The organism is Trueperella sp. LYQ141, assembly GCF_046599555.1.
GTDB lineage: Bacteria > Actinomycetota > Actinomycetes > Actinomycetales > Actinomycetaceae > Trueperella.
Genome location: NZ_JBKIWQ010000008.1, coordinates 48,540 through 73,507, shown reverse-complemented (window position 1 = coordinate 73,507; position 24,968 = coordinate 48,540). Strand labels below are relative to the sequence as shown.

21 protein-coding genes are annotated in these 24,968 nt (G+C 53.1%); 6 read left to right on the top strand and 15 right to left on the bottom strand.

Annotation, left to right across the window (positions count from 1 at the left end; genetic code table 11):
• Positions 1 to 38: 38 nt before the first annotated feature.
• From mnhG to ACLHIJ_RS07275, 7 genes are all read right to left on the bottom strand, one after another.
• Entirely contained in the window at positions 39 to 413 is a 375-nt protein-coding gene (mnhG, locus tag ACLHIJ_RS07305) for a monovalent cation/H(+) antiporter subunit G (RefSeq protein WP_411296978.1), read from the bottom strand.
• A complete protein-coding gene (locus ACLHIJ_RS07300; RefSeq protein ID WP_411298830.1) occupies positions 410 to 913 on the bottom strand; it encodes a monovalent cation/H+ antiporter complex subunit F in 504 nt (167 codons plus the stop codon). The genes mnhG and ACLHIJ_RS07300 overlap by 4 nt, the downstream gene beginning before the upstream one ends.
• Positions 910 to 1,695 carry a Na+/H+ antiporter subunit E gene (locus ACLHIJ_RS07295; RefSeq protein ID WP_411298829.1) on the bottom strand — a complete coding sequence of 262 codons (786 nt, stop codon included), beginning with the start codon at positions 1,693 to 1,695 and terminating at the stop codon, positions 910 to 912. The genes ACLHIJ_RS07300 and ACLHIJ_RS07295 overlap by 4 nt, the downstream gene beginning before the upstream one ends.
• The gene (locus ACLHIJ_RS07290) at positions 1,688 to 3,295 is read right to left on the bottom strand and encodes a Na+/H+ antiporter subunit D (RefSeq protein WP_411296975.1); all 1,608 of its coding nucleotides are present in this window, start codon (positions 3,293 to 3,295) and stop codon (positions 1,688 to 1,690) included. Before ACLHIJ_RS07290 ends, ACLHIJ_RS07295 begins: the two co-directional genes overlap by 8 nt.
• A complete protein-coding gene (locus ACLHIJ_RS07285) occupies positions 3,292 to 3,753 on the bottom strand; it encodes a Na(+)/H(+) antiporter subunit C (RefSeq protein ID WP_411296974.1) in 462 nt (153 codons plus the stop codon). The genes ACLHIJ_RS07290 and ACLHIJ_RS07285 overlap by 4 nt, the downstream gene beginning before the upstream one ends.
• Positions 3,754 to 3,756: 3 nt before the next feature.
• Positions 3,757 to 6,930, bottom strand: coding sequence for a Na+/H+ antiporter subunit A (locus tag ACLHIJ_RS07280; RefSeq protein WP_411298828.1), 3,174 nt, complete (start codon positions 6,928 to 6,930; stop codon positions 3,757 to 3,759).
• Between the two features lie 320 nt (positions 6,931 to 7,250).
• Positions 7,251 to 7,568 (bottom strand): YbjQ family protein, encoded by a 318-nt coding sequence (locus tag ACLHIJ_RS07275; protein WP_411296972.1) that lies wholly within the window; start codon positions 7,566 to 7,568, stop codon positions 7,251 to 7,253.
• Between the two features lie 343 nt (positions 7,569 to 7,911).
• On the opposite strand from ACLHIJ_RS07275, the gene ACLHIJ_RS07270 reads away from it, so the two are divergent.
• Positions 7,912 to 8,184, top strand: a complete 273-nt coding sequence (locus ACLHIJ_RS07270; RefSeq protein ID WP_411296971.1) for a hypothetical protein — start codon at positions 7,912 to 7,914, stop codon at positions 8,182 to 8,184.
• Between the two features lie 34 nt (positions 8,185 to 8,218).
• On the opposite strand, the gene ACLHIJ_RS07265 is transcribed toward ACLHIJ_RS07270, so the two are convergent.
• The 3 genes from ACLHIJ_RS07265 to ACLHIJ_RS07255 form a co-directional block, all read right to left on the bottom strand.
• Positions 8,219 to 9,667, bottom strand: a complete 1,449-nt coding sequence (locus ACLHIJ_RS07265) for a hypothetical protein (RefSeq protein WP_411298827.1) — start codon at positions 9,665 to 9,667, stop codon at positions 8,219 to 8,221.
• 369 nt (positions 9,668 to 10,036) lie between these two features.
• Positions 10,037 to 10,615, bottom strand: a complete 579-nt coding sequence (locus ACLHIJ_RS07260; RefSeq protein ID WP_411298826.1) for a hypothetical protein — start codon at positions 10,613 to 10,615, stop codon at positions 10,037 to 10,039.
• Between the two features lie 45 nt (positions 10,616 to 10,660).
• The gene (locus ACLHIJ_RS07255; RefSeq protein ID WP_411298825.1) at positions 10,661 to 11,368 is read right to left on the bottom strand and encodes an MFS transporter; all 708 of its coding nucleotides are present in this window, start codon (positions 11,366 to 11,368) and stop codon (positions 10,661 to 10,663) included.
• A gap of 656 nt (positions 11,369 to 12,024) precedes the next feature.
• Here ACLHIJ_RS07255 and ACLHIJ_RS07250 point away from each other — a divergent pair.
• The 5 genes from ACLHIJ_RS07250 to ACLHIJ_RS07230 all read left to right on the top strand — a co-directional run bounded on the left by ACLHIJ_RS07250 (position 12,025) and on the right by ACLHIJ_RS07230 (position 19,185).
• Complete coding sequence (locus ACLHIJ_RS07250; protein WP_411296966.1) at positions 12,025 to 13,056, top strand: extracellular solute-binding protein; 1,032 nt, start codon at positions 12,025 to 12,027, stop codon at positions 13,054 to 13,056.
• A 134-nt stretch (positions 13,057 to 13,190) separates the two neighbouring features.
• Positions 13,191 to 14,285 carry an ABC transporter ATP-binding protein gene (locus ACLHIJ_RS07245; protein ID WP_411296965.1) on the top strand — a complete coding sequence of 365 codons (1,095 nt, stop codon included), beginning with the start codon at positions 13,191 to 13,193 and terminating at the stop codon, positions 14,283 to 14,285.
• A gap of 9 nt (positions 14,286 to 14,294) precedes the next feature.
• On the top strand, positions 14,295 to 16,019 hold the full coding sequence (locus ACLHIJ_RS07240) for an ABC transporter permease (RefSeq protein ID WP_411298824.1): 1,725 nt from the start codon (positions 14,295 to 14,297) through the stop codon (positions 16,017 to 16,019).
• A gap of 588 nt (positions 16,020 to 16,607) precedes the next feature.
• Positions 16,608 to 18,335 (top strand): sensor histidine kinase, encoded by a 1,728-nt coding sequence (locus ACLHIJ_RS07235; protein WP_411296963.1) that lies wholly within the window; start codon positions 16,608 to 16,610, stop codon positions 18,333 to 18,335.
• 67 nt (positions 18,336 to 18,402) lie between these two features.
• Positions 18,403 to 19,185 carry a response regulator gene (locus ACLHIJ_RS07230; RefSeq protein ID WP_411298823.1) on the top strand — a complete coding sequence of 261 codons (783 nt, stop codon included), beginning with the start codon at positions 18,403 to 18,405 and terminating at the stop codon, positions 19,183 to 19,185.
• Positions 19,186 to 19,508: 323 nt separating this feature from the next.
• On the opposite strand, the gene ACLHIJ_RS07225 is transcribed toward ACLHIJ_RS07230, so the two are convergent.
• From ACLHIJ_RS07225 to ACLHIJ_RS07205, 5 genes are all read right to left on the bottom strand, one after another.
• A complete protein-coding gene (locus ACLHIJ_RS07225) occupies positions 19,509 to 20,783 on the bottom strand; it encodes an MFS transporter (RefSeq protein WP_411298822.1) in 1,275 nt (424 codons plus the stop codon).
• 580 nt (positions 20,784 to 21,363) lie between these two features.
• Positions 21,364 to 22,452, bottom strand: a complete 1,089-nt coding sequence (locus ACLHIJ_RS07220; RefSeq protein WP_411298845.1) for an ABC transporter permease — start codon at positions 22,450 to 22,452, stop codon at positions 21,364 to 21,366.
• Positions 22,452 to 23,144 (bottom strand): ABC transporter ATP-binding protein, encoded by a 693-nt coding sequence (locus ACLHIJ_RS07215; protein WP_411296960.1) that lies wholly within the window; start codon positions 23,142 to 23,144, stop codon positions 22,452 to 22,454. Before ACLHIJ_RS07215 ends, ACLHIJ_RS07220 begins: the two co-directional genes overlap by 1 nt.
• Entirely contained in the window at positions 23,145 to 24,200 is a 1,056-nt protein-coding gene (locus ACLHIJ_RS07210) for a peptidoglycan-binding domain-containing protein (RefSeq protein WP_411298821.1), read from the bottom strand. It lies immediately after the preceding gene.
• Complete coding sequence (locus ACLHIJ_RS07205) at positions 24,193 to 24,963, bottom strand: hypothetical protein (protein ID WP_411296958.1); 771 nt, start codon at positions 24,961 to 24,963, stop codon at positions 24,193 to 24,195. The genes ACLHIJ_RS07210 and ACLHIJ_RS07205 overlap by 8 nt, the downstream gene beginning before the upstream one ends.
• Positions 24,964 to 24,968 lie beyond the last annotated feature (5 nt).

Below are 24,968 nucleotides of genomic sequence, written 5' to 3'. Positions count from 1 at the left end.
CATACAGGCTATCCGTTAACGCCGCACATATCTTCTGGCTAGCTCACTGGCGAGCTACCGCCGTCATCCCCGCTGGCAATATCTTCACCTAGCTCATCTAACACCAAGGCAGATCGGTTAACCCGCCCAGTCCGATACCCTGATCTCGATATCATGTGCGCCGAGATGGGCGAGGTAATGAGCTGGAAGCCGATCACTAACAACATCGTCCACGTCATCGTCGCCTCACGGACTAACAACATGACACCACACATGAGAAGAATCAAGGAAAATACTTGCGGTTTCGTGGCCACGTGCTGACGGGCCAGCACATCCGGGTAACGGTACACGCCAATCGCGGCGATCAACATAAAAATGGATCCCATGAGCATACATCCCATGCCGAGAACATCGGCTAGCAACAGCCAATTCATGGGCGTTCACCGCCTAGCTCTGGTGAGGTATTGCCTAATACGCGCGGCAACACATAGCGGCTACGCTGAGCATACGCCTCTTGCGGAATCTCCTCCTGCGGCATTGAGTAATGCGGCGGATACTGCGTCGGCATATCCTCCTCATGATCGACGTCATGAACTGGCGCCGCATCGTCAGCTCGGCGAGCCGTTTCTTCATCAAGTTGACGCTCTTCTTCCCGAGAAAGAATCCGACGAGCCTCCGGATCCAAAGGACCAAGAAAACGTGCCAATGTCGTCGATCCTACGAAACCGACAAGCGACAGCACAATAAATACCGCCAACAGATCCGAACGTCGAGTTACCGCAGCGAGAACCGCAAACGCCCCTAAGAGAATTGAGGTCATCAAATCCACAGCAACCATCCGATCAAGGGATGTTGGACCTTTAACGATTCGCCCCACAATCAAACAAGCGGCAATCACCTGTAACACCACACAGAAGATAACGACGTATATCACGGGCAATCACCTGCCGGTCTGCGCCCAGTGGCGGCCTCATGTTTCTTGGCTTCCAGGCGCGAATGGCGATAGGCAACAGGCGATCGAACCGAGGTGTCGGAGAGTTTTTCCCGAGGCGCACCCGTCGCCGGCGCATACGGGGTAGGCAGACGGCCTAATCGGGGCGATGATCCTGGCACATATCCCGCGTCAACCAATTCATCATGAGAAGCGAAGGCCCGCATGATCCGCTCTTCCAAAGCCAGAATCGTCCGATGTACCCCCGTAATCCCACCAGCAAGCCCCGTATCAAAGACGTGGACGTACAGTGTTCCCGTCACCCGATGTGCTTCAACCACCACTGATCCTGGCACCAGCGCCGTCATCCCAGAAATCATCGCGAGGTACACATCCGAGTGGGAGCGCACATGCACCCGAATGATCGCCCCGCGCGGTTTTTTGCCGCGCACAATAAACATCCCTTGTTGGAAAGAGGAATGAACAATATCCCACAGCAGTCTAATCACCAGGCGCACCACAGCCCACGGGCGGAATCGCCCATCAAAGGGAGTGGCAGGGAATGAGGCCACCGTCGTCACAACCAGCGCGACAATCATGCCTGCCAAGAAATTGCCCGTCGTAGGATCTCCCCACAACAACACCCAGACAAACATCAACCACAACAGCAGCCCGACGGAAGCATGCGGAAATCTGCCCGGACGATGGCTCGCTCGCCGAATAGCCGACGCAGAACGACTCGACCGATACGGAGCACTGCTCTTCCCCAGCGAGGTATTAGTCATCCGTGTGCTCCTCTCCCGACTTAGGCACCCACGAGGGGCGCGGGCTGGGATCCACCTGTGGTAAATCCTCCGCCGGGACGTTCGGGCTTTGCCCCGTCCCGCGACCCCCTTCGGGTAATACCGCCACAATGTACGGGCTGCGAGCGCGCAATTCCGCTGCTGCCGATCGGCTAAATTCGTTGATCGGCCCCGCCCACAAGGAGATCACGACGGATACACAGACCAAAGTTGCTGCGGCCGCCGTCATCCCCCACGGGATCGGCTTAGCAGGCAAAGGCTCCGGGGCTTCCTGCCAAAAAGCCATATTCCACGCGCGCGCCACGGCATATAAGGTCAACAGTGAACAGATAATGCCTGACCCGATCAACACCACATCCAACCAGGTGAAACGATCAACGGAAGCCTCAATAAGCCCCACTTTTCCGAAGAATCCTGATCCAGGCGGAATTCCAGCGAGGTTCAGTGCCGGTACGAGATAGAGCACCGCCAGTAACGGAGCAAGTTTCAGTAGCGAACCGAGTTTTACGAGGGAGGTCGTTCCGCCCCGACGTTCAATCAAGCCCACAACGAGGAAGAGCGCCGTCTGCACCGTGATGTGATGGACCGCGTAGTAGATCGTCGCGCTTAACGCCCCGACCGACGCAATCGAGATACCCCACATCATGTACCCGATATGGGAAACCAAGGTGAAGGAAAGCAGACGTTTAATGTCATGTTGCGCCACCGCGCCTAAAATTCCCATCAGCATAGTGGCAATCGCCAGCCCACCTAGCAGCACCGAGAGCCGATTATTAGGGAACAGCAAGGTCTGGCTACGAATAATGGTATATACTCCGACTTTCGTCAGTAATCCCGCGAAAACCGCAGTCACTGGAGCCGGAGCCGTCGGATAAGAATCAGGCAACCATGCCGACAGCGGGAACACTGCCGCTTTAATCCCGAACCCAACCAAAAGCAGGATTTGGATCGTCAGCCGAACCCCTGGATCAATCTCTGGCAGCCGCAAGGCCAACTGCGCCAAGCTCACCGTGCCGGTCGCCGCATACGATAGCGCAATTCCCACTAGGAAAACGACCGACGATACCAGCGACACCACGATATAGACCGTGCCAGAGCGGATTCGATCACGAGTTCCACCCAAGGTGATAAGGACGAACGAAGCCGTAAGCAACAGTTCAAAACCGACGTAGATATTGAACAGATCCCCAGCTAAGAACGCATTAGAGACTCCGGCTGACAGCAGCAAGAATGCCGGATGGTACACCGCAATCGGCGCAGCCTCATCGCCATCTGCCGCACCTTGCGCCAGGGAATAGAACAACACGGTGAGCGTGACGGTTACGGAGGTCAGTAGTAAAATTGCCGAGAGTCGATCAGCAACCAAAGAGATCCCGACGGGGGCTGCCCACGAGGCAACATCGAGCACCACAGGACCCTGCGTTGATAAATACACCAGCGCCGCCGCAACCAGCCACACTAAGGTCAAGATCCCCGCGGAGACAATCCCTTGTAAGCGTCGCACCTGGGCGAATGCCAGCGAAAGTCCCGCCCCGAAGATCGGTAAGGCCACGGGTAAGGCCACCAAGAAAGTCCAGGTCATGAGGCAACCTCCAGCGGATCGCCCTTTTCCATTTCATCGCTTGCTTCGGCAGCTTGCTGTTCAATCGTATCTGGCACATCGACTCGGGCTTCGATCTTGTCACGCTCTGCTCGTTGGGCAATGCGTCGATCCTCTAAATCGTCTTGCACTTCATCATTGCCGTTGAGCTGCCACATGCGATAGGCCATCGCCAGCAAGAATCCCGTCAAGGATAGTGAAATCACGATTGCTGTGAGCATCATGGCCTGCGCCAACGGATCTGACATGTGCTCTGGTTCAGCCGTTCCCACAATCGGCGGCTGCCCGGAGCGCCCGCCAGCAATCAGAAAGACGATATTCACCCCATTGGTTATTGCAGATAATCCCAGCACAATACGCGAAAGTGAGCGCTCTAAAACGAGATACACTCCCACTGCTACAAGACCACCGGCCAATATCGCAAGCGCTAAGGATGCCATGACTTATCGCTCCTCCTGCCGTGTTTGCCCGAGGTAGGCGCGAGTGTGCTCTACGTCTTCGCCGGAAATCCGATCTTGGCCGGTAGCGTTGGCGACGAGAAGATCATCCGGCGTTCCCTCATCGTCACTCATGGAGCGCGAAACTTCTGCGTCGGTATCATCTCGACGTGAATCCTGTGCGGGCGACAACTGGTATTCCTTTACTTTCAGACCTTCAATCTCGCCATGACGGTCAATCTCTGCCCCCAAAGAGCGCAAAATATCGAGGATCAATCCAATAACCACAAGATAGACGCCGATATCGAAAAAAATTGCCGTCGCCAGATGAACATGCCCGAAACCAGGGAGAACAAAATCTATCTTGGCACTTTGCAAAATTGTGCCGCCTAAGAGAACTGGAATCATGGCCGCCATACCAGCAGTTATCATTCCAGTTCCCATTAAATGCCCCGGATGGAGCGGCAACGTCGCCCCTAGCTCATAGCGCCCGCCAGCAACGTAGCGCAAAACTAAGGCGATACCCGCTAGTAACCCACCAGCGAATCCACCTCCTGGTTGATTGTGCCCAGAGAACAGGAAAAACACTGACACCACGACGATGGTATGGAAAATGAGCCGCGTGCCGACTTCGAGGATCACGGAACGGTTAGCGAAATCCACACTGTCAGTACCGGCAAGCCAACGGCGGTTTCGAGCTGGAGCTGTCACGGCTGATTCGATCCGGCGAGTTTGGGAACGCCGCCACGTCGGCCCACCATTATCTCGCATCGGGCGCACGATCTGACCGGCAACGGAGGTTCGCGGCGCAGTCAAATTGCGGAATCTATCCACGCGCCCGCTGCGATCTCGGATGAAGAGCAGCGAAGAGATGCCGATAGCACAGGCCACCACCACAGACATTTCGCCGAACGTATCCCACGCCCGCACGTCCACTAAGGTCACGTTGACGATATTTTTCCCGTAGCCGTAGGCATACGCTTCATCGTGGAAGGCCGCAGAAATCGGTTCATGTATCCGCGCTCCCGCCGCTAACACCGCCACAATCGTCGTCATTAAGCCAAAAATTACTGCTAGGCCAATGCGCCACCACCGCGAGATACGCAATGGTCGGTTCGAGAAATACTGCGGTAAGCGGCGCAACACCAAAATAAAGACCACTAAGGTCATGGTTTCCACCAGCGCTTGGGTCAAGGCAAGATCTGGAGCACCATACAGCTCGTAGGTGAAGGCAACGCCATAACCAGAAATTCCCATCATGAGCACGGCTTTCAGGCGATGACGGGCACGCGCTGCCAGGATTGCCGCAAGAAGCGTGAGAGCAGCACAAATAGCCTGAGCGAGCGTATCGTAGGGGCGCAAACGCAGTGGCACATGCAGATCACCAAAAAGGAGGGCAAAGAACGCTGCCAACGCAGTAAAGGTGAAAATCGTCGAAAGATATGCCGGTAATGATCCTCGCTGCGTTACTGCCGTTACCCGCCCAGAGAGGGCATCGAGACGAGAGATAAGGGCATGGTAAGTATCTTCCGCATCGAGGGGGAAGTTATGCCGACCGGTCAGACGAGCAAAAACGGAGCGGATCGCAAAAAGCCCGCAACCTGCACTGAGAATCCCCACCGAAATAGCTAGCGGCACTCCAAATCCTGCCCAAGCTGATAGATGCCCTGGATTGCCAGCTATTAAACGGGCGTGCGAGCCCAGTACCCGCTCCAAAATATTAGGAGCCAGCCCGAATACTACCCCGCCGAGGGAAAGGATAACGATGGGAAGGGTCATCACCCACGAATGAGGTTTGACGTTCCCTGCTTCACATTCGCAGTCTGCTTTGGACATAAATGCGCCCCACCAAAATCGCAGGGCATATCCGACGGTCAGCGCTGAACCGAGGGCGATGGCAACACAGGTAAAGATCGCAAGGAGATCCGTTCCATCTGGGCGCAACTGTGGTTCAACGAGCGCATGGAGGGCGGCTTCTTTCGCGACGAACCCAGCGAATCCTGGAATGCCCATCATAGAGCACACGCCAAGACCTGCCGCGATAGCAGTAATCGGCATTCGCCGCCCAACGCCAGATAATTTCCGCAGATCGCGCGTGCCAGTCGCCCAATCCACGTGACCGACGGCCAGGAATAACGTGGATTTGAATAGCGCATGAGCGACGAGCATACTCATACCGGCAAGCAGCATTGCCGAGGTTCCGTAGCCAACCATGAGCATAATCAGGCCGAGCTGCGATACCGTGCCAAAGGCCAGGACGAGTTTCAGATCATATTGCTTTAGGGCTCGATACCCGCCAAGGAGCAGCGTCCCGATCCCGCCGATAAGCACAATATACCGCCAGGCTGGAACGTCAGAAAATGCGGGAGATAATCGAGCGATAAGGTAGACGCCGGCTTTGACCATAGCGGCAGCATGAAGATAGGCAGAGGTCGGCGTCGGGGCAGCCATTGCGCCGGGAAGCCAGAAATGCACAGGGATAACGGCGGATTTGCTGAGCGCGCCACACAGGATAGCTACCACTGCCCCAGAGATAACAATTGGCGGCACGGAATGTGCGGTGATAGGCGCAACCCCTAGCGCCCCTGACTGCGCGGCCGAAATAAGCTCCGTCAGAGAATATGAGCCACCAGGAATGCTTCCTAGGGTGATAATGCCAGCTAGCATTGCCAATCCACCGGCAGTGGTGACGATAAAGGCTTGCATGGCCGCCCGCCGAGAGTTGCGTTTATCGTGGTTATGACCGATCAGAATAAAGGAAAAGACGGAGGTCAGTTCCCAGAACAGATAGAGCGCTAAGGTGTTGTCCGTGGTGACCAGCCCGAGCATCGCACCGGCAAAGCTCAAGAAAATCGCAGCAAATCGCCCCATACCAGATGCCGTCGGGGAAAAGTAACGAGCGCAATAAGCCAAGACCAGTGCTCCAATGCCGGTGACTAGCAAAGCCATCACCCAGGAGAGCGCATCTAGGCGGAAAGATAAAATGAGATGGAGCTGCGGAACCCAATGCCATGCTGAATATGGCAGATTTCCGTGGATAACCGCCGGAGCAAAACTCAGGAGATAACAGAAAGCGAACGCCGGAATAAGCGCCAGAATCAGATAACCTAGCCGCCCGCGCCGCATAAGAATGGGAGCACCAAAAGCTCCACCTGCGAATGCGGCAAGTAATGTCAGCATGGTTCTCCCAGATCTCGGCGATGTCACCAGGTGGCGTCACCGCTATATATTCTACGGGAAGAACGATTATTCCTGGAGTCTTGCGCCGATTTTCCGGCATTAATCACGTTTCGCCATCGGGGAATCGCTCAGGTTCAGGGGGGGGCTATATCTTCGCCGCAAACCCCGTGTTAGCCATCTGACACTGAAGAATGGTTACTCACACATTGGGTGCGTCCCGCATATAGACGAAACGCACCCAATAGAGCACAACATGCCACATTTGCTTTTGCAGTATCTGTGGATACTCCTCGACATACTCGGCGTGGCTGAGGCAGAGGTTAGATCCGTACTGCCGTTCCGGTGGCAACCACCATCAACATGCTGTTGTTTGCACCTAGTGTTTCATAGTCAAAGCGGAATCCGATCACAGCATTCGCGCCCATTCGGGTGGCATTATCTGCCATTTCGGCAAGGGCAATATCTCGCGCTTGCGCCATCTCTCGCTCATATCCGGCCGAGCGACCACCAAAGAAATCGCGTAATCCGGCACCAATATCTTTGAGGAAGTTGATACCGATAATAGTCTCACCATTGACAACGCCGAAGTATTGCTGGACGGGGTATCCCTCAACGCTGGATGTAGTTGTAATAAGCATGGGATTAGCTCCTTCTGTCTCACACTATTGCCGCGATTTTATCCCGTTCTGGGGTTCTCCGTCAGGAAAATCATGCATATCTGCCGGACGAACAGCCGAAAACCTACGGATATAGCAAATGCATTTGACTGCTCTGAAGCCTGCGGGAGGCGAGCACACCGGCTTTCCTTATTTCCGTATAGCCGCCAATTCCTATATACCCGCTACCTACCAGCCAAGAAAGCTCAGAGAATAATTCTTTCCCACAGCAAAACGATCCATATAAAGGGGAATATACTTAGCGATACCTCACCCCGCATACGAGGTGACGCACCTCAATGAAGCATGGAATTTAGGAGCAAAAATGGGCTTTTTATCTAAGATCTTCAGCAAGGATAGCTCTCCAACCAGCACGTGGAGCACCACCCCTAGCACCACCACAAACATCACGCCGGCAGTTAACACCTCCAGTGCTGACGAAGCCCCCGCTCAGCCGTCGGTGGATCTCAATCAGTTCTCCCCACAGGAGCAGGCAGCTTTGCTCGCCGGTCACAAAATTGAGGCAATTAAGCTGTATCGCGAGCGCACAGGAGCTTCACTAGCTGAGGCAAAGAGAGTCATTGACTCTATCGGGTAAAATAGAGGCGTTATTACTTCTAAGGATCGGCACCTCATAGTGTAGGCGCCGATCCTTTTTGCTTTTCCAAGAAAGCTGTTAGCTCAGCGATTCTTTTGTCACACCGCTTGATTTCGCGGCTTAGTACCCAGCCATAAATAGCACCTAGGATAGGGAGAATTGATACGTACAAGCAGCACTCTCTCACTCTGAAAAGAAACCTGCAGCCTCTTATTTCCCGCGCCCCGTAATATCTTCTTTTTAGCCTTTTACCATTTTTCAACAAAAGTGGACACAAAAGATCGTCAAACAGACGTAAAACTCCGAAAACGAAATATGGGAGGAGGAAACACGCCTCAAGCAACACTACGACTATCATCATAATGAGAGGCATATTTCCGCGAATACTATCGATAAGGGTCGATATATAAACTCCACTAAACAATAAATCCATTGCCGATAGGGCGGTTCGTGGAATTCTGTTTCGATCCGCCCCAATAATAACGCCAAAATGCACGGAAAGCATAAGAAATGACATTGTGGAAGACATCTGGATAACTGAAGAAAGTTCAGTCCTGACACCACCAATAATCCAGAATCCCCCTACACCACAGCCAATGCTCACTACATAGAAGACAGTACTGCCTACCACCTTCTTCCGCCCATAAGCAAACTCTGCACGCTCATTTTTCATCTCTTCTTTCTGCTTCTTAAGATCTCTTATTTGCCGAGCTAGCGAAAAACCGAAAGCTCGGCAGGAAAGTGAACCACATAAGAACAGTAAGACTATTGAAATAAGATATGGCGGTAACGCAACAAAGCCCTTTTGCCGGCAGACGGCATAACACACAAGCAGATTGCAAAGGATTGTTACCGCTGCAACATTTCTACACCACCCCTCTATAACACCATCTACCCGCAGTCCCTGCCAGGTCTTGTCATGGCGAGATCCGAACGTAATAAAAACGAATGCCGCGAGGAATGCCAGCGCCAAAGTATTGAGCATTATCAGTGGATCCCCGACGATTGACTGCCCGGCATGTTGATACCAGTCAAGCATTGCTGACAGATATTGTTTTTGCTGATAGGCATCCCCAGAAGGCCAAACCATTACAGCAATATAAGGCAGGCCAAAAACAACATAAGCACCAAAAACTATTATTACAAACTGCACCGTATAGGCCTGATGCAGGACATATCTCGCTACCCGCTTCTCTTGTTTCTCTTCCTGCACAGCCGCATTAATCGCCGCATCTATTTCAGCGTTATCATCCACTGCTGTCGGAGTATCGCCCTCCGCAGTATTTACCGCTTCGCTCTGCTTATCTACTGCCGAATCCTCGTTTTGTGGCGCAGATTTTCCAGCTATCGTTTCAGTGGCAGGCGCTATCCGTTCTCCATTACCGCTACCTGCCTCACCGCTATCCCCTGGTAATGCATTGCGCCTTGCCAATACGCACCGCTTTTTCTCGATGTAATCCCGTGCTCTCCCGAAAACACCCATATCTATCCGCCAGACCCATAACCTAATACAGACATGCCCGATATAGCCAAATATCTATGTACGAATATAGCTAATATTTCACTTTCCGAATGGCGAACAGCTCACCTGCTACCCCGTAAATCACCCACAATTACGCGCGTTCGCCTTCTTCAGGCAAAATCTGCTCGCTTCACTGCCTGATTGCCTCTATTTGCGCAGATGCCCTCGCGTTGCCGTGAGCACGAAACCTCTCCCCGCTCACATTCTTTAAGATTCCGGATCGCCACCTGCCGCCCCTCACAACCTATAACCGTCAATCACCCATATCGACGATATTTGCCCAGCACATACCCCACCCTTATATCCGCGCGAGATAGTCTTTGCGCACGATTATGAGCGGATAATTTTTAGATTCTCGATGTAATCGTCCCACCCGTCGGGCCGTGGAATATTGCGCAGTAACGGAGAAAAGCTCATGGCTCCAACGCCTGCCATCACCGCAATGAGTACAGAACCGGTGACGATCGCTCCCAGGTGATCCAAGCCGAGGCCGACGAACATGCTGACAATCGGCGCAATAGCAATGCCTGCGAGTTGTAGCACGGAAAAGACGCGCCCCAGTAGATCTTTGGGGATCATTTTCATCACGAATCCGCCAAAGGCCGCGTTACCCGAGGGCAGCATGATGAGTAAAAAGAACAGCGCACCTAATCGGAGAACAAAATTAGGGGCACATAACGCACCTAAGGCAAAGGGCACGGGCATACAGAAAGCGATCACTAAGATCTTTCCAGTTGCTACCCGAGAAGTGATATGAGCAGAGAGGAACGAGCCGATAATGACGCCAACTGCCACTGAAGAGTTGAGCGTCGCAGCAGAAATCGGGGAATTTCCACCATCAACCATGACGAGGATGAGCATGAAAATCAGCCCGTTGAGCATGGGGAAGAATAATGACGAAAGAATCACCGATAGCAAGAAAATTCTGTTTTTCCCAATGAGTGCAATCCCTTGCTAGGCCTCGCCTACCGTATTGGCTAGTCCACGGTACATTGCCACGATAAGGTTGCGCCGCTCTTTCGTTTGTAAGCCGCGGGCAGCGTTATCGATCTCTTGCTCGCTTGGTGTTGGGGATTCCTCGTCGTTAGCACCCTCAGCAGTTTTTGTTTTCGTCGATGGCAAAAATAGCGTGGCGGCAAAGGCGAGCGCATTGAGAACAAACTCGACGATAAACGGGACGATAGCGCCCAGGGTAATAAGGAAACCACTAATCGGCCCAGCAGCGATCTCTATACTGGCGTCCCGCCCCTCATTGATGCTCATTGCCCGTGGGAGTTTTTCGTCCTCGACGACGTCGCGAAGCAATACATTGGAGGTTTGCCCTAACATGCCACCGCGCAGTGCCGATAAGACTGCGACGACCATCAGGAACATCCAGGTAAGCCGGTTAAAGCTGAGCCAGACAATGCTGCCACCGAAGATCATCAACGATATTGCACATGAGAGCAGCAACAAAATACGCCGATCATAGCGATCAATAATGACCCCACCAATTAACGAAACCGCAGCAATAATAAAAGACGAGATTGCCGATAGGGTTCCTGCTCGCGTATTGGATCCATCCGCAATAACAACTAACACTGGCAGCGCAAAGGCGCGAATAGCAGAACCGAGCTGTGTGGATGTATCTGCCAATAACCAAGCATAATAGGCTTTGCGCATGTGGCAACGCCCCCCCCTGTGAGTTGTCTGCCCACTAGGCTAACACGCGGATTTCTCTCTTTGCTGCCTGTCTCATGGCGTCTCATGCCGCCCCATATCTACTGGTCGCACTACTTTCAGTGCGCGCACGGCATGCCCTATGATCCTTATTTTTGTTCTGCCGCTCGGGTCTTAGCGTTGTCGGGCACGCTGTTTTCGTCAGCGCGCTATTCGTTTTGCATAAAAACACTGAGGCTATGCGTGGTACATCGGGTTATTCACTAAACGTACCGGATACAGCCTCTAGGCCGGCACACTAGCAGAATCTGCGATCGGGCTGCATATAACCGCACGTATTAGGTGCACTCCGAGCATGCCGCAGATCCTCTGCGCTCGCTTACATGTAGCTATTAGCTGCTGATGCCGCTTAGCGCTACCACCCGCGAGCTGTTATCCGCTCTTACCACGTCATTGCACGCTAACAGCATCGACCACTTACTATTGGCAACCGTAGAGCCGAGCACTGCTCGTTAACCAGGCTTTTTCATTCCTGAATAGCTTTCTGCTATTGCGGGATATTTTCCACCCAGTGCGGGATATCGTCGGTATCACACCTGCTGAGGAACTTTTAGAGTTGCTCTAAGCGTTGACGCGACACATTCAAGGAGGAATGGAAAATGAAACGCTCTGTTGCACTGTTATGTTCTCTCGCTCTGCCAGTTGTCGGCCTCAGCCTGACTGGTTGTGGCGGTAATGATTCCGCTGATGACCCCAACACATTAGTGGTATATACTGCCCGTTCCGAAGCCCTCAACAACGCGGTTATCCCACAGTTTGAAAAGGAAACCGGCATTAAGGTTGAGGTAGTGACAGCCGGTACCGGCGAGTTAATTAAGCGCGTTAAATCCGAAGGCGATCACCCACTCGGTGACGTGCTCTGGGCCGCCGATGAAACGATGCTCTCCTCGCAGAAAGACATGTTCGAGAAGTACACCAGCCCCGAAGACGCCAATATGCCTGCCGAATTCAAGAACAAGAGCGGATACTTCACTCCGGCTTTTGCTGATCCAACGGTGATGGTTGTCAATAAAGGTCTTGCTGGCTCAATGCAGATCAAGAGCTTTGCCGATCTGCTTAACCCTGAGCTGAAAGGAAAGATCGCGTTCGGCGATCCGGTGAATTCCTCCTCGGCATTCCAGGTATTGATGGCTATGCTCTACACCGCCGGTAATGGCGATCCGATGTCCAAGGCAGCCTGGGATTATGTAGATAAATTCCTGGCCAATCTCGACGGCAAGATCGCGAACTCCTCATCACAGGTCTACAAGGGCGTTGCTAACGGCGAATACGTCGTCGGCCTCACCTGGGAAGATCCCGCCGCTAACCTGGTCAAGTCTGGTGCTGACGTGGAGGTTGTTTTCCCCGCTGAAGGGGCAATCTTCCCTGGGGAATCCGTACAGATCATTAAAGGCGCTGCTCATTTAGATAATGCCAAGAAGTTCGTGGACTTCATGATTAATGAAGAGACTCAGAACCGCGTTGGTGAAACAACCACTGTTCGCCCGCTGCGCACCGGCGCGAAGCTCGCTGATTACATGACGCCCACCGACAAGATCAAGCTCGTTGCCAACTATGACGAGGCGTGGGTCGCTGAAAATAAGGCCGCTATCACGGAGAAGTACTCCGAGCATCGCACCGACGCAAAGTAATCCCGCGTCCCTTTAATCCCAAAATGTACTGGGCAGATCATTGCATTAATGCAGATGACCCCTCGTTAATGCGTTTAATGATCTGCCCAGTCATAGGGTCGCCTCAGGCGCGACCATAAAGAAAGAAAAATACGATGAGCGTAACGATTTCCATTGATAACGTCACTAAACGATTCGGCAACGACACTGTTATCGACGGTCTTTCCCTGTCAATCAACCCCGGAGAATTCTTCACCTTACTTGGTCCCTCTGGCTGCGGAAAGACCACGCTACTACGCATGATTATCGGCTTTAACAGCATCGACGGTGGGCAGATTACGGTTGACGGTAAGGTCATTAATAACGTCCCGATCAATAAGCGCAATATGGGGATGGTTTTCCAAAACTACGCCGTGTTCCCACATCTATCCGTCAAAGAAAACGTGGGATTCGGCCTGCAAATGCGCAAAACCGCGAAGAAAGAGGCCGCACAAGCTATCGAAAAGATCCTCGATACCGTTAAGATCAGCCAATTGGCAGAGCGTATGCCTGCCAAACTTTCCGGCGGTCAGCAGCAGCGCGTCGCCCTTGCCCGTGCGCTCGTGATTGAACCGCAAGTGCTGCTCATGGACGAGCCGCTATCCAATCTTGACGCCAAGTTGCGCGTCGAAATGCGCAATGCCATCAAAGAAATCCAACATTCCGTTGGTATCACTACGGTGTATGTCACCCACGATCAAGAAGAAGCCCTTGCCGTTTCTGATCGGATCGCCGTCATGAACGGCGGGGTTATCCAGCAAGTAGGCACACCACAAGAGATCTATCGACGCCCAGCAAATACCTTTGTTGCCACCTTCATCGGTTTATCCAACCTGCTTTCCGCCCAGCGCATCGGCGAGAAAATCCGCATTAGCGAAGGATACGAGGTCAGCGTGCCGGGTCTTGATCCGCAGGGCGATTCCAGCTCTGATTCCCAAAACGTGACGGTTTCCGTCCGGCCAGAAGAATTCCTCATCGTGACCGAAAACGATGCCGCAGGGTTGCCGGCTACCGTCATATCGTCAGTATTCCTTGGCACATCCACCCATTACTTCCTGGAATTGCCCGACGGGCAGCACGTAGAGGTTATTCGCGACGACGATACCGCCGCGCCTATCCCCGCTGGCACCCCCGTCAAGCTCCAGGTTCGCGCCCATAAGATTAACGTCTTTACCGCAGACGGTCAGCGCAACCTCACCCGAGGGAACTAGGAGTTTGCCATGACGGTCACGACTAAATCACCTACTCCGCCGCGCCGAAAGACTCGTGCGAATCGCGCCGGGGCGACCTCTCGCGGCACAAAAGCCGGATGGAATGTGCTGAGCCTGGCACTGCTGGCGTTCTTCGTTACTTTCGTCGTCTTTCCACTGATTCTCGTCCTGTATCGGGCAGTGATTGATCCAGAAACGGGTAGCTTCTCCACCGCATATTTCGCCAAATTCATGGCCAAGGAATACTACTGGGGTTCCCTGGTTAACAGTTTCAAGGTCACAATTGTTGCAACGTTAATTGCAACAGTTATCGGCTTGCCAATGGCCTACGTATTGCGTTCCGTGCGGATCCGCGGCTCAAAATGGATCAACATTCTCATCGTTATCTCCTACCTATCCCCACCTTTCATCGGGGCCTATGCTTGGGTGCAACTATTGGGTCGCAATGGGTACATCACCCGCGCAATTCATACCTTAACCGGCATAGAACTCCCCGGTATTTACGGATTCCCTGGGATTGTTCTCGTCTTTTGTTTGCAATCCTTCCCGCTGATCTACATGTATATCTCGGGAGCGCTGAAGAATCTCGACTCTTCGCTCATCGAAGCAGCACAGTCGCTCGGATGTAACGCCGTCGGGCGGGTACTTAAAGTCGTCCTCCCCTTAGTGGTTCCCACATTGCTGGCGTCAATGCTGCTGGTATTCATGCGGGTGTTCTCCGATTTCGGTACTCCCATGCTGATCGGTGAAGGATACCAGACCTTCCCCGTCCTGATTTATAACGAGTTCATGGGTGAAGTCAGCACGGATGACCACTTTGCCGCTGCCTTGTGCGTCGTTGTCGTGCTCATTGCGCTGGTTCTGTTCTTCGCGCAACGCTATATTTCTAAGCGCCTGACTTACTCCATGACAGCTTTGAAGCCTATGCAAGCAGAGCCTGCTAAAGGTCTGCGCGGTATCTTTGCTTACGTATTCGTCTATGGGGTGCTGGCGCTGGCTATTTTGCCGCAAGTGACCGTTATTGCGACCTCCTTTATGGGGACCTCAGGCGGGGTTGTGCTGGATGGGACACTCACTTTGGATCATTACCGGCATACCTTATTCGATTCGACGAATTCGAGCGCGATCTGGAATACCTATTTATTCGGTCTGGCTGCGATTATTCTCGTTGTCGTCATCGGTATGTTGGTTTCCTATCTCTCGGTGCGTAAACCTAATGCCATCACTGGTAGCCTAGATGTGCTCTCCATGTTCCCGTACATCATTCCCGGATCTGTTTTAGCTATCTCGTTCTTGTACGGTTTCAACTCTCCGCCGATATTCCTCTCCGGCACGGCCTACATCATCATTGTGGCTTTAGCCGTCCGACGGATGCCGTACACGATTCGTTCTAGCTCTGCGATTCTCGGGCAGATCAGCCCCTCCCTTGAGGAAGCTGCGATCAGTTTGGGGGCCAGCGAGTTCAAATCCTTGTGGCGCGTGACGATTCCCATGATGCTTCCCGGTGTGTTCGCCGGCGCGATCATGTCGTGGATTACCGTCATCAGTGAATTGAGTTCCTCAATCATTTTGTACACCGCAGGGACGAAAACCCTTACCGTGGCGATCTACACCGAGGTTATTCGCTCTAACTTCGGCGCAGCCGCCGCCTACTCCACTATCTTGACGCTGACATCCATCATCTCTCTCCTGTTGTTCTTCAAGCTCACTGGAAAGAATGACGTTAGCGTCTAGGTACGGGCAAGTGCTAGCGAGGTAAAGCCTGACGAGGCTAGCGCCGCTAGCGTATAAGCAAAAGTCAGTGCCGCGTCAGGGGCCGTCACGATATTGGTAACGACGGACCCTGACGCGAGCTTCGTGCCAGATCGTGCCAGATCCCTGCGATATGCAATTGCACAATTCTGGCTGGCGACTAAGATTGCGCAAATTTAGCTGGCAGCTAAGCCGGCCAGAATGCTAATGCTACAGTCAGCGTGATTGCCGCAATCTGCCCTGCTGATTGCCCGCTCAGCCAGCCAAGTTGATTAATTGGAGTTGGCTGGCTGAGCCAGAGGAATTGAGCCCGTTGGCGTATCTCAGCCGACGACACCACCAGGTTGAGATACGCCAACGGGCCTGCCGACCCTGGTCAGCTAGATTAGCCAGAGCCAGGGAAATAATCCGGCTCTGGCTAATCTAGCTGACTGACCTGGCTGGCTAATTCGCGAATTAGCCAGCCAGCTAATCTGGCACGAAGCGCCCGAGCCACGGCGGCTATAGCTAAACTTGCACACAGGTGCGAGCTATAGCCGCCTCCCCCCCCATCACCGAGGAGAACGATACGTGAAGAGATACCGGGATTACGCCCAAGCAGGTTTTCTTCGCTTCGCCATGCTTCTCGTCGGGGTCACGCTCCTCGTCGCTATTTTCGTCATTGGTGCAATCCTCGCCTGGACCACCCACGAAGTCCTCTCCCGTAGCGCCCGCCAAACATGCCATTTTCTCGATACCGCCACTGACCAAATCGAATCCGATCTGACTCGACTCTCCAACGAACCAGCTCTACACCAGCTCGCCACCGCCTCTACCGAGCTCAGCCGTCAGCACATCTACCAGCTCATCTACCCCATCATCAAAACCTGGCCCGAAGGATCAACATTGACGATCCTTGACGCGCAAGGAGGGGAACTGCTCAGCACCCTCTACGAACCAAATCGCCAACTTCTCCGCGAAACCCAACAAGAAAACCAGATCGCACGTACCGCAATCGCCCATCCAGGGAAAATAGCTACTGGGCAACTGCAAAGCAAACTTTTTTCTCCGCACCAAACTATCGGCGTTTTGGCATACACCGCCGCCACCGGCGATCCCGTCTTAATGGCCACCATCGGGGAAGTCGGCGTACATAACGTCGTCGCTGAGCAAGGCGTAGATACCGTTGTGATCACCGATGAGTTCAACACCATCATCTGGGGTTCGCCCACCTGGGAATCCCTCAGCCAACACTCCGACGAGGACGCCGCCATCGCCAAACTCCAAATGCACCCTACCCGCTGGGGCGCGGTTGACGTCGGCGGCCATTCATATTTCCGCGAACATGCCAGCGGTCCCCGGGGCATGCAATGCTACGCCATGACCTCTACCGCATTATTCGTCGCCATCGGCGGATATGCCCTCACCGCCATGATCCTGCTAGCAATCGCAGCCCTCGCATTGACCCTCATCGTCGCCAAACGCCAGGCAGATCGCCTATATTCCGTCGTTGATGACGTGGTTCAAGGAATCAACCAATGGTCTGCACAAGGCCCCGGATACCGGCTACCACCAGGGCAATTCACAGAATTCAACGATCTATATGCCGCATTTAATCAGAGTTTTTCCCACATTGAAGAGCTACTGGAACGCAACCGGCAACTCGTCCAATCCGAGCAGACCTTGCGCGTCAAGGTTTTAACCAACCAGTTCAACCCCCATTTCGTCTTTAATATCCTGCATATTTTGGCGTTCCAGATCGCAGAAAACACTGAGTCTGCCATCCAAATGACCCAAGAATTTGCTCGATTCTTGCGCTATTGCATCCATGAATCCGACGCGGAAGTGCCACTGTGCGAGGACGCCGAACTGATGGAAACCTATCTGCGATTACAGCAGATGCGCTGGGGAAACCGGCTCAAATACAGCATTGAGATTCCAGCGGATATTGCCGATGCGCGCGTACCACGTCTTCTCTTACAACCCATCATTGAGAACGCGTTACTGCACGGAGGTAACCGCACCAAAGAACTAACCATCCGTATTCAGGCTCGCGCCGTCAATGAGGTCTTACAAATCGAGGTATACGATGACGGCGATGGCATGAGCCAAGAGAAAATTGCCGAGATCCGCCACGCCCTCACTCAGCCTGATGTGGACGGCAATCACTTGGGCTTGGTGTACGTCCACCGAATGATCTCACTGCTATACGGTTGCGAAAATGATACGCCTGATGGCACACCCGATCTGGGTTTGACGATTGATTCTGCCGTCGGTTGCGGGACGCGCGTGCGGCTGAACTTACCGTTATTGGTTTAGTACCTGTAGCGAATATGGCAGTTTAAGGATGTTTCATAGTGAGCGCATATCGGGAGAGAGGAAATAAATGCTGAAGGTTGTGCTGATTGACGACGAGAGCCTGATCGTGCGCAGTTTACGTTTTTCTATCGACTGGGCGGCACATGATTGCCACGTCGTCGGGGAAGCCTCCGATGGCGCTGAAGGCATTGAGCTGATTACCCACGTAAAGCCCGATATCGTCATCACCGATATTAAAATGCCGGTCATGACGGGGCTGGAGATGCTTCAAAACGTTAAGGATCGCACCTCTTTTGCCACTGTTATTTTGAGTGGGTATGACGAGTTCTCTTTAGTTCAGCAAGCCTTACGGTTAGGCGTTTTCGACTATATTTTGAAGCCGGTTAATCCCGACGAGCTCGCTGCCTGTATTGATACTCTGCGCGAACACATTATGGCAGTTCGCAGTAGGGATACCGACCATATCGCACACCAAGCCCTCAATTTTCACGCGCTGCCTCACACAGCCGCTGACGGTCATTGGTCGAAAACTATTGGGCAGATCCTGGATTTTATTCACCAACATTTTGCTCAGCGCATTTTGCTTCGCGACGTGGCAGCACATGTGGGGATGTCGGTGAATTATATGAATGAGCAGTTCAAAGCCGAGGTGGGCACGACGCTGGCTGACTACGTCAATCGGTACCGCATACAACAAGCGGTCTATTTGCTGACCTCAACAGATATGAAGGTCTATCAGGTGGCCCAAGCAGTAGGCATTTCTGACTACAAATATTTCACGCGGGTTTTCAAGCGCTACGTCGGCCACTCCCCTAACACTATTAGCCGGAACTCTTACCTGGAATCGTAAGGCATAACCTATCATCGCGGGTCGCGCTACGTGGCATAAGATTAAACGCGCACTACGCACCATTTTTGGCATGTTCCTCCAGCACATGCCTGTAACCGTTGCTATCTCAGCGTTTGCACAGTATCCGCGTTAACTACCTACTCAAAGCGATGACGAATAGCCCAGACATCTTCTTACTCAGATAACAGCCCATGTGACTATCGATTAGCCGCTATCACGTGCCTATATCGACTAGCCGATGTAGCTATCAGATGTCAGCTATCAACTACCATCTGGCGTATATCAGCTAAATTTCCTCTCGCATTGGAAACCCAGCGCCTCCTTTATCGTGCAGAACTATTCCCCGATAAGGCTTCGCAATGCTCTCGAATACTGCTCGCATGTTCGTCCCACTTTTCTGGAAGCGGGATTGACCGCACTGCTCTCATACCTACCGCGAGCGCAAGTGCGATAACAAAAACAAAACTATTAATTAGAATCGTCCATTCGCGCCCACAGCCCGCCAGAAGGAATCCCGCAGCGAGCGGAGCCAGCGGCGCAATAGCTAAAGCCACGAAGCTCACAGCCGATCCGACTCGACCTTGGAACTCAGAGGGCACAGACGCCATCAAAAATCCCTCAACCGAACCGTTAATACAGGGCAGTGCAATGCAGGCCACCGCAATGCATCCAACTACCCAAAATACATTCGAGCTAACCGCAAGTAGTGCCATGCCGATTGCTTCAACAACGAAACCCAATACAATTAGCTTCCCCGTCGGTACTCGATGCAATAGGAAACCTGCTAGCGGCGCACCCACCAGCGCTCCGACGCTGATCGCCGTAAAGATAGCGCCAATAAGTGCCGGCGGAGTGTGGCGTTGCTGTAGATCGAGAATGACGGCGAGGAAGATTGCCCCTCCCGCAAAATTCAACAGAGCCGCAATGATCGTCAGGCTGCGCAAAAATGGCTCTTTGACCACGATATGCAAACCAGCGGTCAACATTTTAATGTGGTTATTGTCGATCCGAGGAGCCGTACCTTCCGAACGTTTAATAAATTTCGTAGTGAACACTCGAATTAACGCGCTGAAGGAATACACGGCCGACGGCAAAGCGTGGGACAGGGCGAAGAGCGCGCCACCGATCGGACCGCCAATAATCGAGACGGCAGCGCTCCGCCCCTCGTTTAAGGACATCGCCGTCGGGAACTGCTCAGTCGATACGATGTTTTTCAAGAGGGCATTATTCGCTACGCCCACCACTGTTCCAATAACCGCCGCGATAAATCCGAGGACGACCAGCCAGATCAAATTAGCTTTCTCGGTGTAGATCAGGGCAGCCAAGATGAAAGCGATGATCGCGTCAAGCGCTCCAAGCACCATGATGGTTTTGCGGCGATCGTAGTAATCAGCGACGACCCCGCTGGGGATCATCGCTATCAAACAGCCGATTGAGACGGCCATCGAGATAACGCCAGCCGTTTTGGTTGACTGGGTGACGGCAAATGCCACGAGCGGGACGGCCGTCTGTTCAATGGATGAGCCTAAACTAAAAACGGTCCCGCCGGTAAACCATAGATAGTAATCTTTGGGCATCTTGTTCTTCAATATTCCCATGACGTCTCCCCCCCCCGAACTATGCACTTCTTTTTCGCATGTGCGACTTCGCTGCACGGCAGCATTCTCCGTCAGCAGTTATTATTCTGTTGTTCCTACTCCTATGTGCTAGGAAGCGCTTAGGATTATCCTGACTGTAATATATAAGTGCCCGACGTCGCCGGATCTCCCTGGCATAAAGAGCACTCACTCCTCAGGTGTATTCCACAAAACTCGGCGACGCATATCGCAGTTCACCTATATAACACCTATATAAAAAGCCCTATCACGCTCCCTGCAGTAGCGGCATACGAATGTATCTGGACTGTCTCAAATTTTGATCTAGACGTCGCGCCTAGATCGCGCTTATCCGATATAGCAGGCAGCCCTGCGAATACAAGTTGGCATCTCATCGTCATCACAACACATCCTGCGGCGGAACCATGCCTGCACTGTTCACGTCAGCACATATCATCTGCCCAGTGACGTTCTCCGCATAGGGCGAAAACCACGCCGCCTAAAGCCGCACCTTAAAGTACAACTTTTAAAGTAGAACTTCACGACACGACCGCCCCAAAACACAGCCGCGCTATTACACCTGCTAGGGCGTGCGCAGCACAGTGACCGGATCCTGATTAGCGGCCCACAACGCCCCAGGGATTGCCGCGATCATCATAATGATGAGAGTAAGAATTGCCGTTCCTGCCACAAAACTTATCGGCGCCGGATACGCCATGACCGACGTAGCCACCAGCCCCACAACAGATCCAATCAGCGCACCAATAAGCGCCGGAAGTACCGTGCGCCCAACGGTATATCCCACAATCACAGAGCGCGTAGCCCCCAGAGCCATGCGCCGCCCCAAATCACCGCGCCGCGAGAGCGCGTCCGTGAATACCACCAGCGCACAAATCACTCCCCCAATCCCAAGAACGCCATACAGTATTGCCGTTGAGTAATTGGCCAAATCCCCAGTAACCGCATGCGCCAGCTCACCGAGCGAGGTCGGCGATTGAATTCGCACCGCCTGAGCAGTGTGCGCAGCAATAATCTGGGAGCTATAGGTCATCGTAGGGTCAATATCAGCGTAATTTCGTGTTATTACCTGGATGATCTGCGGAGCCTCTCCACCACCAACAACGAGCACCGACGAGAGATTATCCAGCTTAACAACCGGCTCATAACGCCCGACGATGGCCACTTCTCGCCCCGTCGCCGTAAAAGTCACCGACCCATAGGGTGCGATCATTCCCAACGCCCGCTGTGCGTCAATATCAACAATCCCCTCTCCATCTGCAGGCCAACGCCCCTCAACTAAACGCACCGCATCCGGCAAATTTCCGGTTACTACCCGAGCCGCTACCGCGTTACTCCCAGCACCAATATGGCTATTGACGACGTCGCGGGCAACTGAGAAACCGTAGGCGTCCTCAACCGTCGATAAACTCTCGATCGCCGAGAAAACTGGATCATTGAGGTACCCAATATTGTTGCTATCAACAATTGAAAATGAGCGAGTACCGGCCTCATCAAGACGCGCAAGGAGCTGCGCATCGGCCGCCGCCGACCGCCCTACCGTCAAGATTGCCGACAGGCAAATAATCATGGCAATACCGGCAATCATTGCCGAGGATAGAATCAATGCTCGCGTTGAAACAAGGATTTCTCGAAGTAGCTCACGCCCTCTCATCACTCAGCCCCCACTTCCCTGCGGGTAGTCGAATCAGGAGTGGAAGCGTCAAGGTGATCTAATTCAAGAATAAGATCTGCATGATCGACAACGAAGGGATCATGCGTAACGACGATAACCGTGCGCCCGCTACGCGCCTGCTGGGAAAACACATCCAGCACGATTGACGCATTGGCACGGTCAAGATTTCCGGTCGGTTCATCGGCAAGGATGACAGCAGGATCATTCACCAACGCCCGCGCTAATGCCACACGTTGAGCTTGACCACCCGAAATCTCATTGGCTTTATGGTCGATTCGATAAGAAACCTGAGTAAGTTCCAAAAGAGCTTGTGCTCGCGCGACAGCGACAGAGCGTTTCCACCCAGCATAGAGGGCTGGCTCAATGACGCAATCACGGATTGTGCGCGTTGGATCCAGCGCCGCATCTTGGAACACAAATCCGAAAGTCTGTGCGCGTGCCCTAGCGCGATCGGCATGCGAAAGAGCGGAGAGTTCAACGTCATCCACATATACCCCGCCTTTTGTTGGGCGCAACATTAGCCCAAGAATATACAGCAAGGTAGATTTCCCACAGCCCGATGCCCCGGTAACAGCCGTAACTTTGCCCTCTTCAAATGTGTGAGTCAGCCCGTCGTACAGTTTCTCGTCAGACTTCGGGTAAGAAAATGATAAATCGCGAACACTGAGCATTTATCTGCTCACTACTTCAACACCGAGTGTTACTTTCTCTCCGACGGCAACGCCCTCAACAACAACCAGACCCTGACCAGAGCCACGGATCGTCACTTGGCGTTCTTCACCGTCACTCATCAGCACCTTTGTACTGCCATCAGATAATGTAACAACTGCTGCGGCTGGGATCACCACTCCTTCCACCGACTTTTCTGGATGTACTGCCCCTAACATCGTCACTTCCGGGAGCGTCGGCAAAACATCGCAGCGATCCGCACAGACGCTCCCACCATCAGAGCTGGAAAGATAGGCAACTACGCCCTCCCCTGAGGTATTCGGCTCAACGCGGGATACCACCGCATTAAATGACGCATCACCATAGTTGAACACAACTTCAGCCCCTACAGGCACAAACTCAACCTGTTGTTTATTGGCACTAATAATAAAATCCCGTTGCGCCGACGGGGCAGAGATGACCGTAGCGCCAGTAGTTATCAGGGTGGCCATACGTAGATCCGGTGAAAAGCTGATGTGCGTAGGGAGCGTCGAGAAAGCCACTAAAGATCCCAGCGGCGCAACTCCCGTCGCTTCCCCACCACGGGATAACTGCAGTTGTTTCAGGGCATGGGTTGTGCCCGCCCCAAAAACTCCATCAGCGCCTGCAAGCAGCCCACAGTCAACAAGCATCTGCTGCAAAGCATGTACGTCATCCCCTCGGGCGCCTTCACTGAGATCACGATAAAACGGAAGCTGTGAACGCACCGCGATGACAGGAGTTTGCGCTACCCGATATAACAGGCTGCCTTGCGCAACATCAGGAGAACCAATCGCAGTGACCACGCCTTCGAGAAGGTTAACCGCAACGGGAGCCATTGGCAGGCGAGCGGTGATACCGAAACTATATTCACGCCCAACATGCCCTTGGCGGGCCTCAGCATACGTTGGAGGCGCCACCTCAGGATCAGTGGATCGCGACCCAAAGGTGGCACTTCCCGCCCACCATCCTGCGCCGAAAACCACTCCGAGCGCTAGGAGAGCACCGAGTATGCGCAGAAAAAGCGCCGATTTACTCATCCCATAACCCCGGCGGATAGGCATGGCATGAAACAGATTCATCCTCGGTAGCCCATTTCGCGCTCTCCTGTGGAGATAGCCCCACTAGATCAGTCGCCAATTCATATTGACGCTCCGCAAAATAGCGATCAACAAAAGTTTGACGCGAGGGGAAATTGTGTACTCGATACCCTAATTTTTCTAAGCATGGAATAACATAATTGATCTGATGATCGTAAAGCCGATTCATATCCGCTTCATCCATGGGTGCCGGAGTCGGAACAAAATTTTTAGCAGTACAGATATAGTCAGCCACATTGTATGCCGCAATTTGCCCAGCCGGAATCTCTGGCGAGCTGACTCCACTATCAGAAATTGTGAATCCCGGAAATCCGGAATCCGCCATACATTGAACGTATCCAGATTTGTTTTGTTCAGGATCTTTAACTACAACAACATCAACCTGGGGGCGTTCTGGAATGGGTGTTCCCTCTGGAATATCAGAAAGAGCTTGTTCCCACATCAGGTCCAGAGTCTCCTGAGTAGTTATCGTCGGGAAAGAGCGCTGACCATCCTCTCCGACAATCACATCAGGTGCGTTCGTATAGGTTTTATTTCCATTCGAAGCGGTAGCCGTACCCTGCTGCACACTCACTGCTGGACTATCAACAATGGTAGGCGTGGCAGCCGGACTCTCATCCGAGCCGCCACACCCTGAAAGCAGAACTCCCACCGCAGCAATACCTACTAAGAGTTGCTTTCTCGCCAATGAAAACCGCACCATTAGCT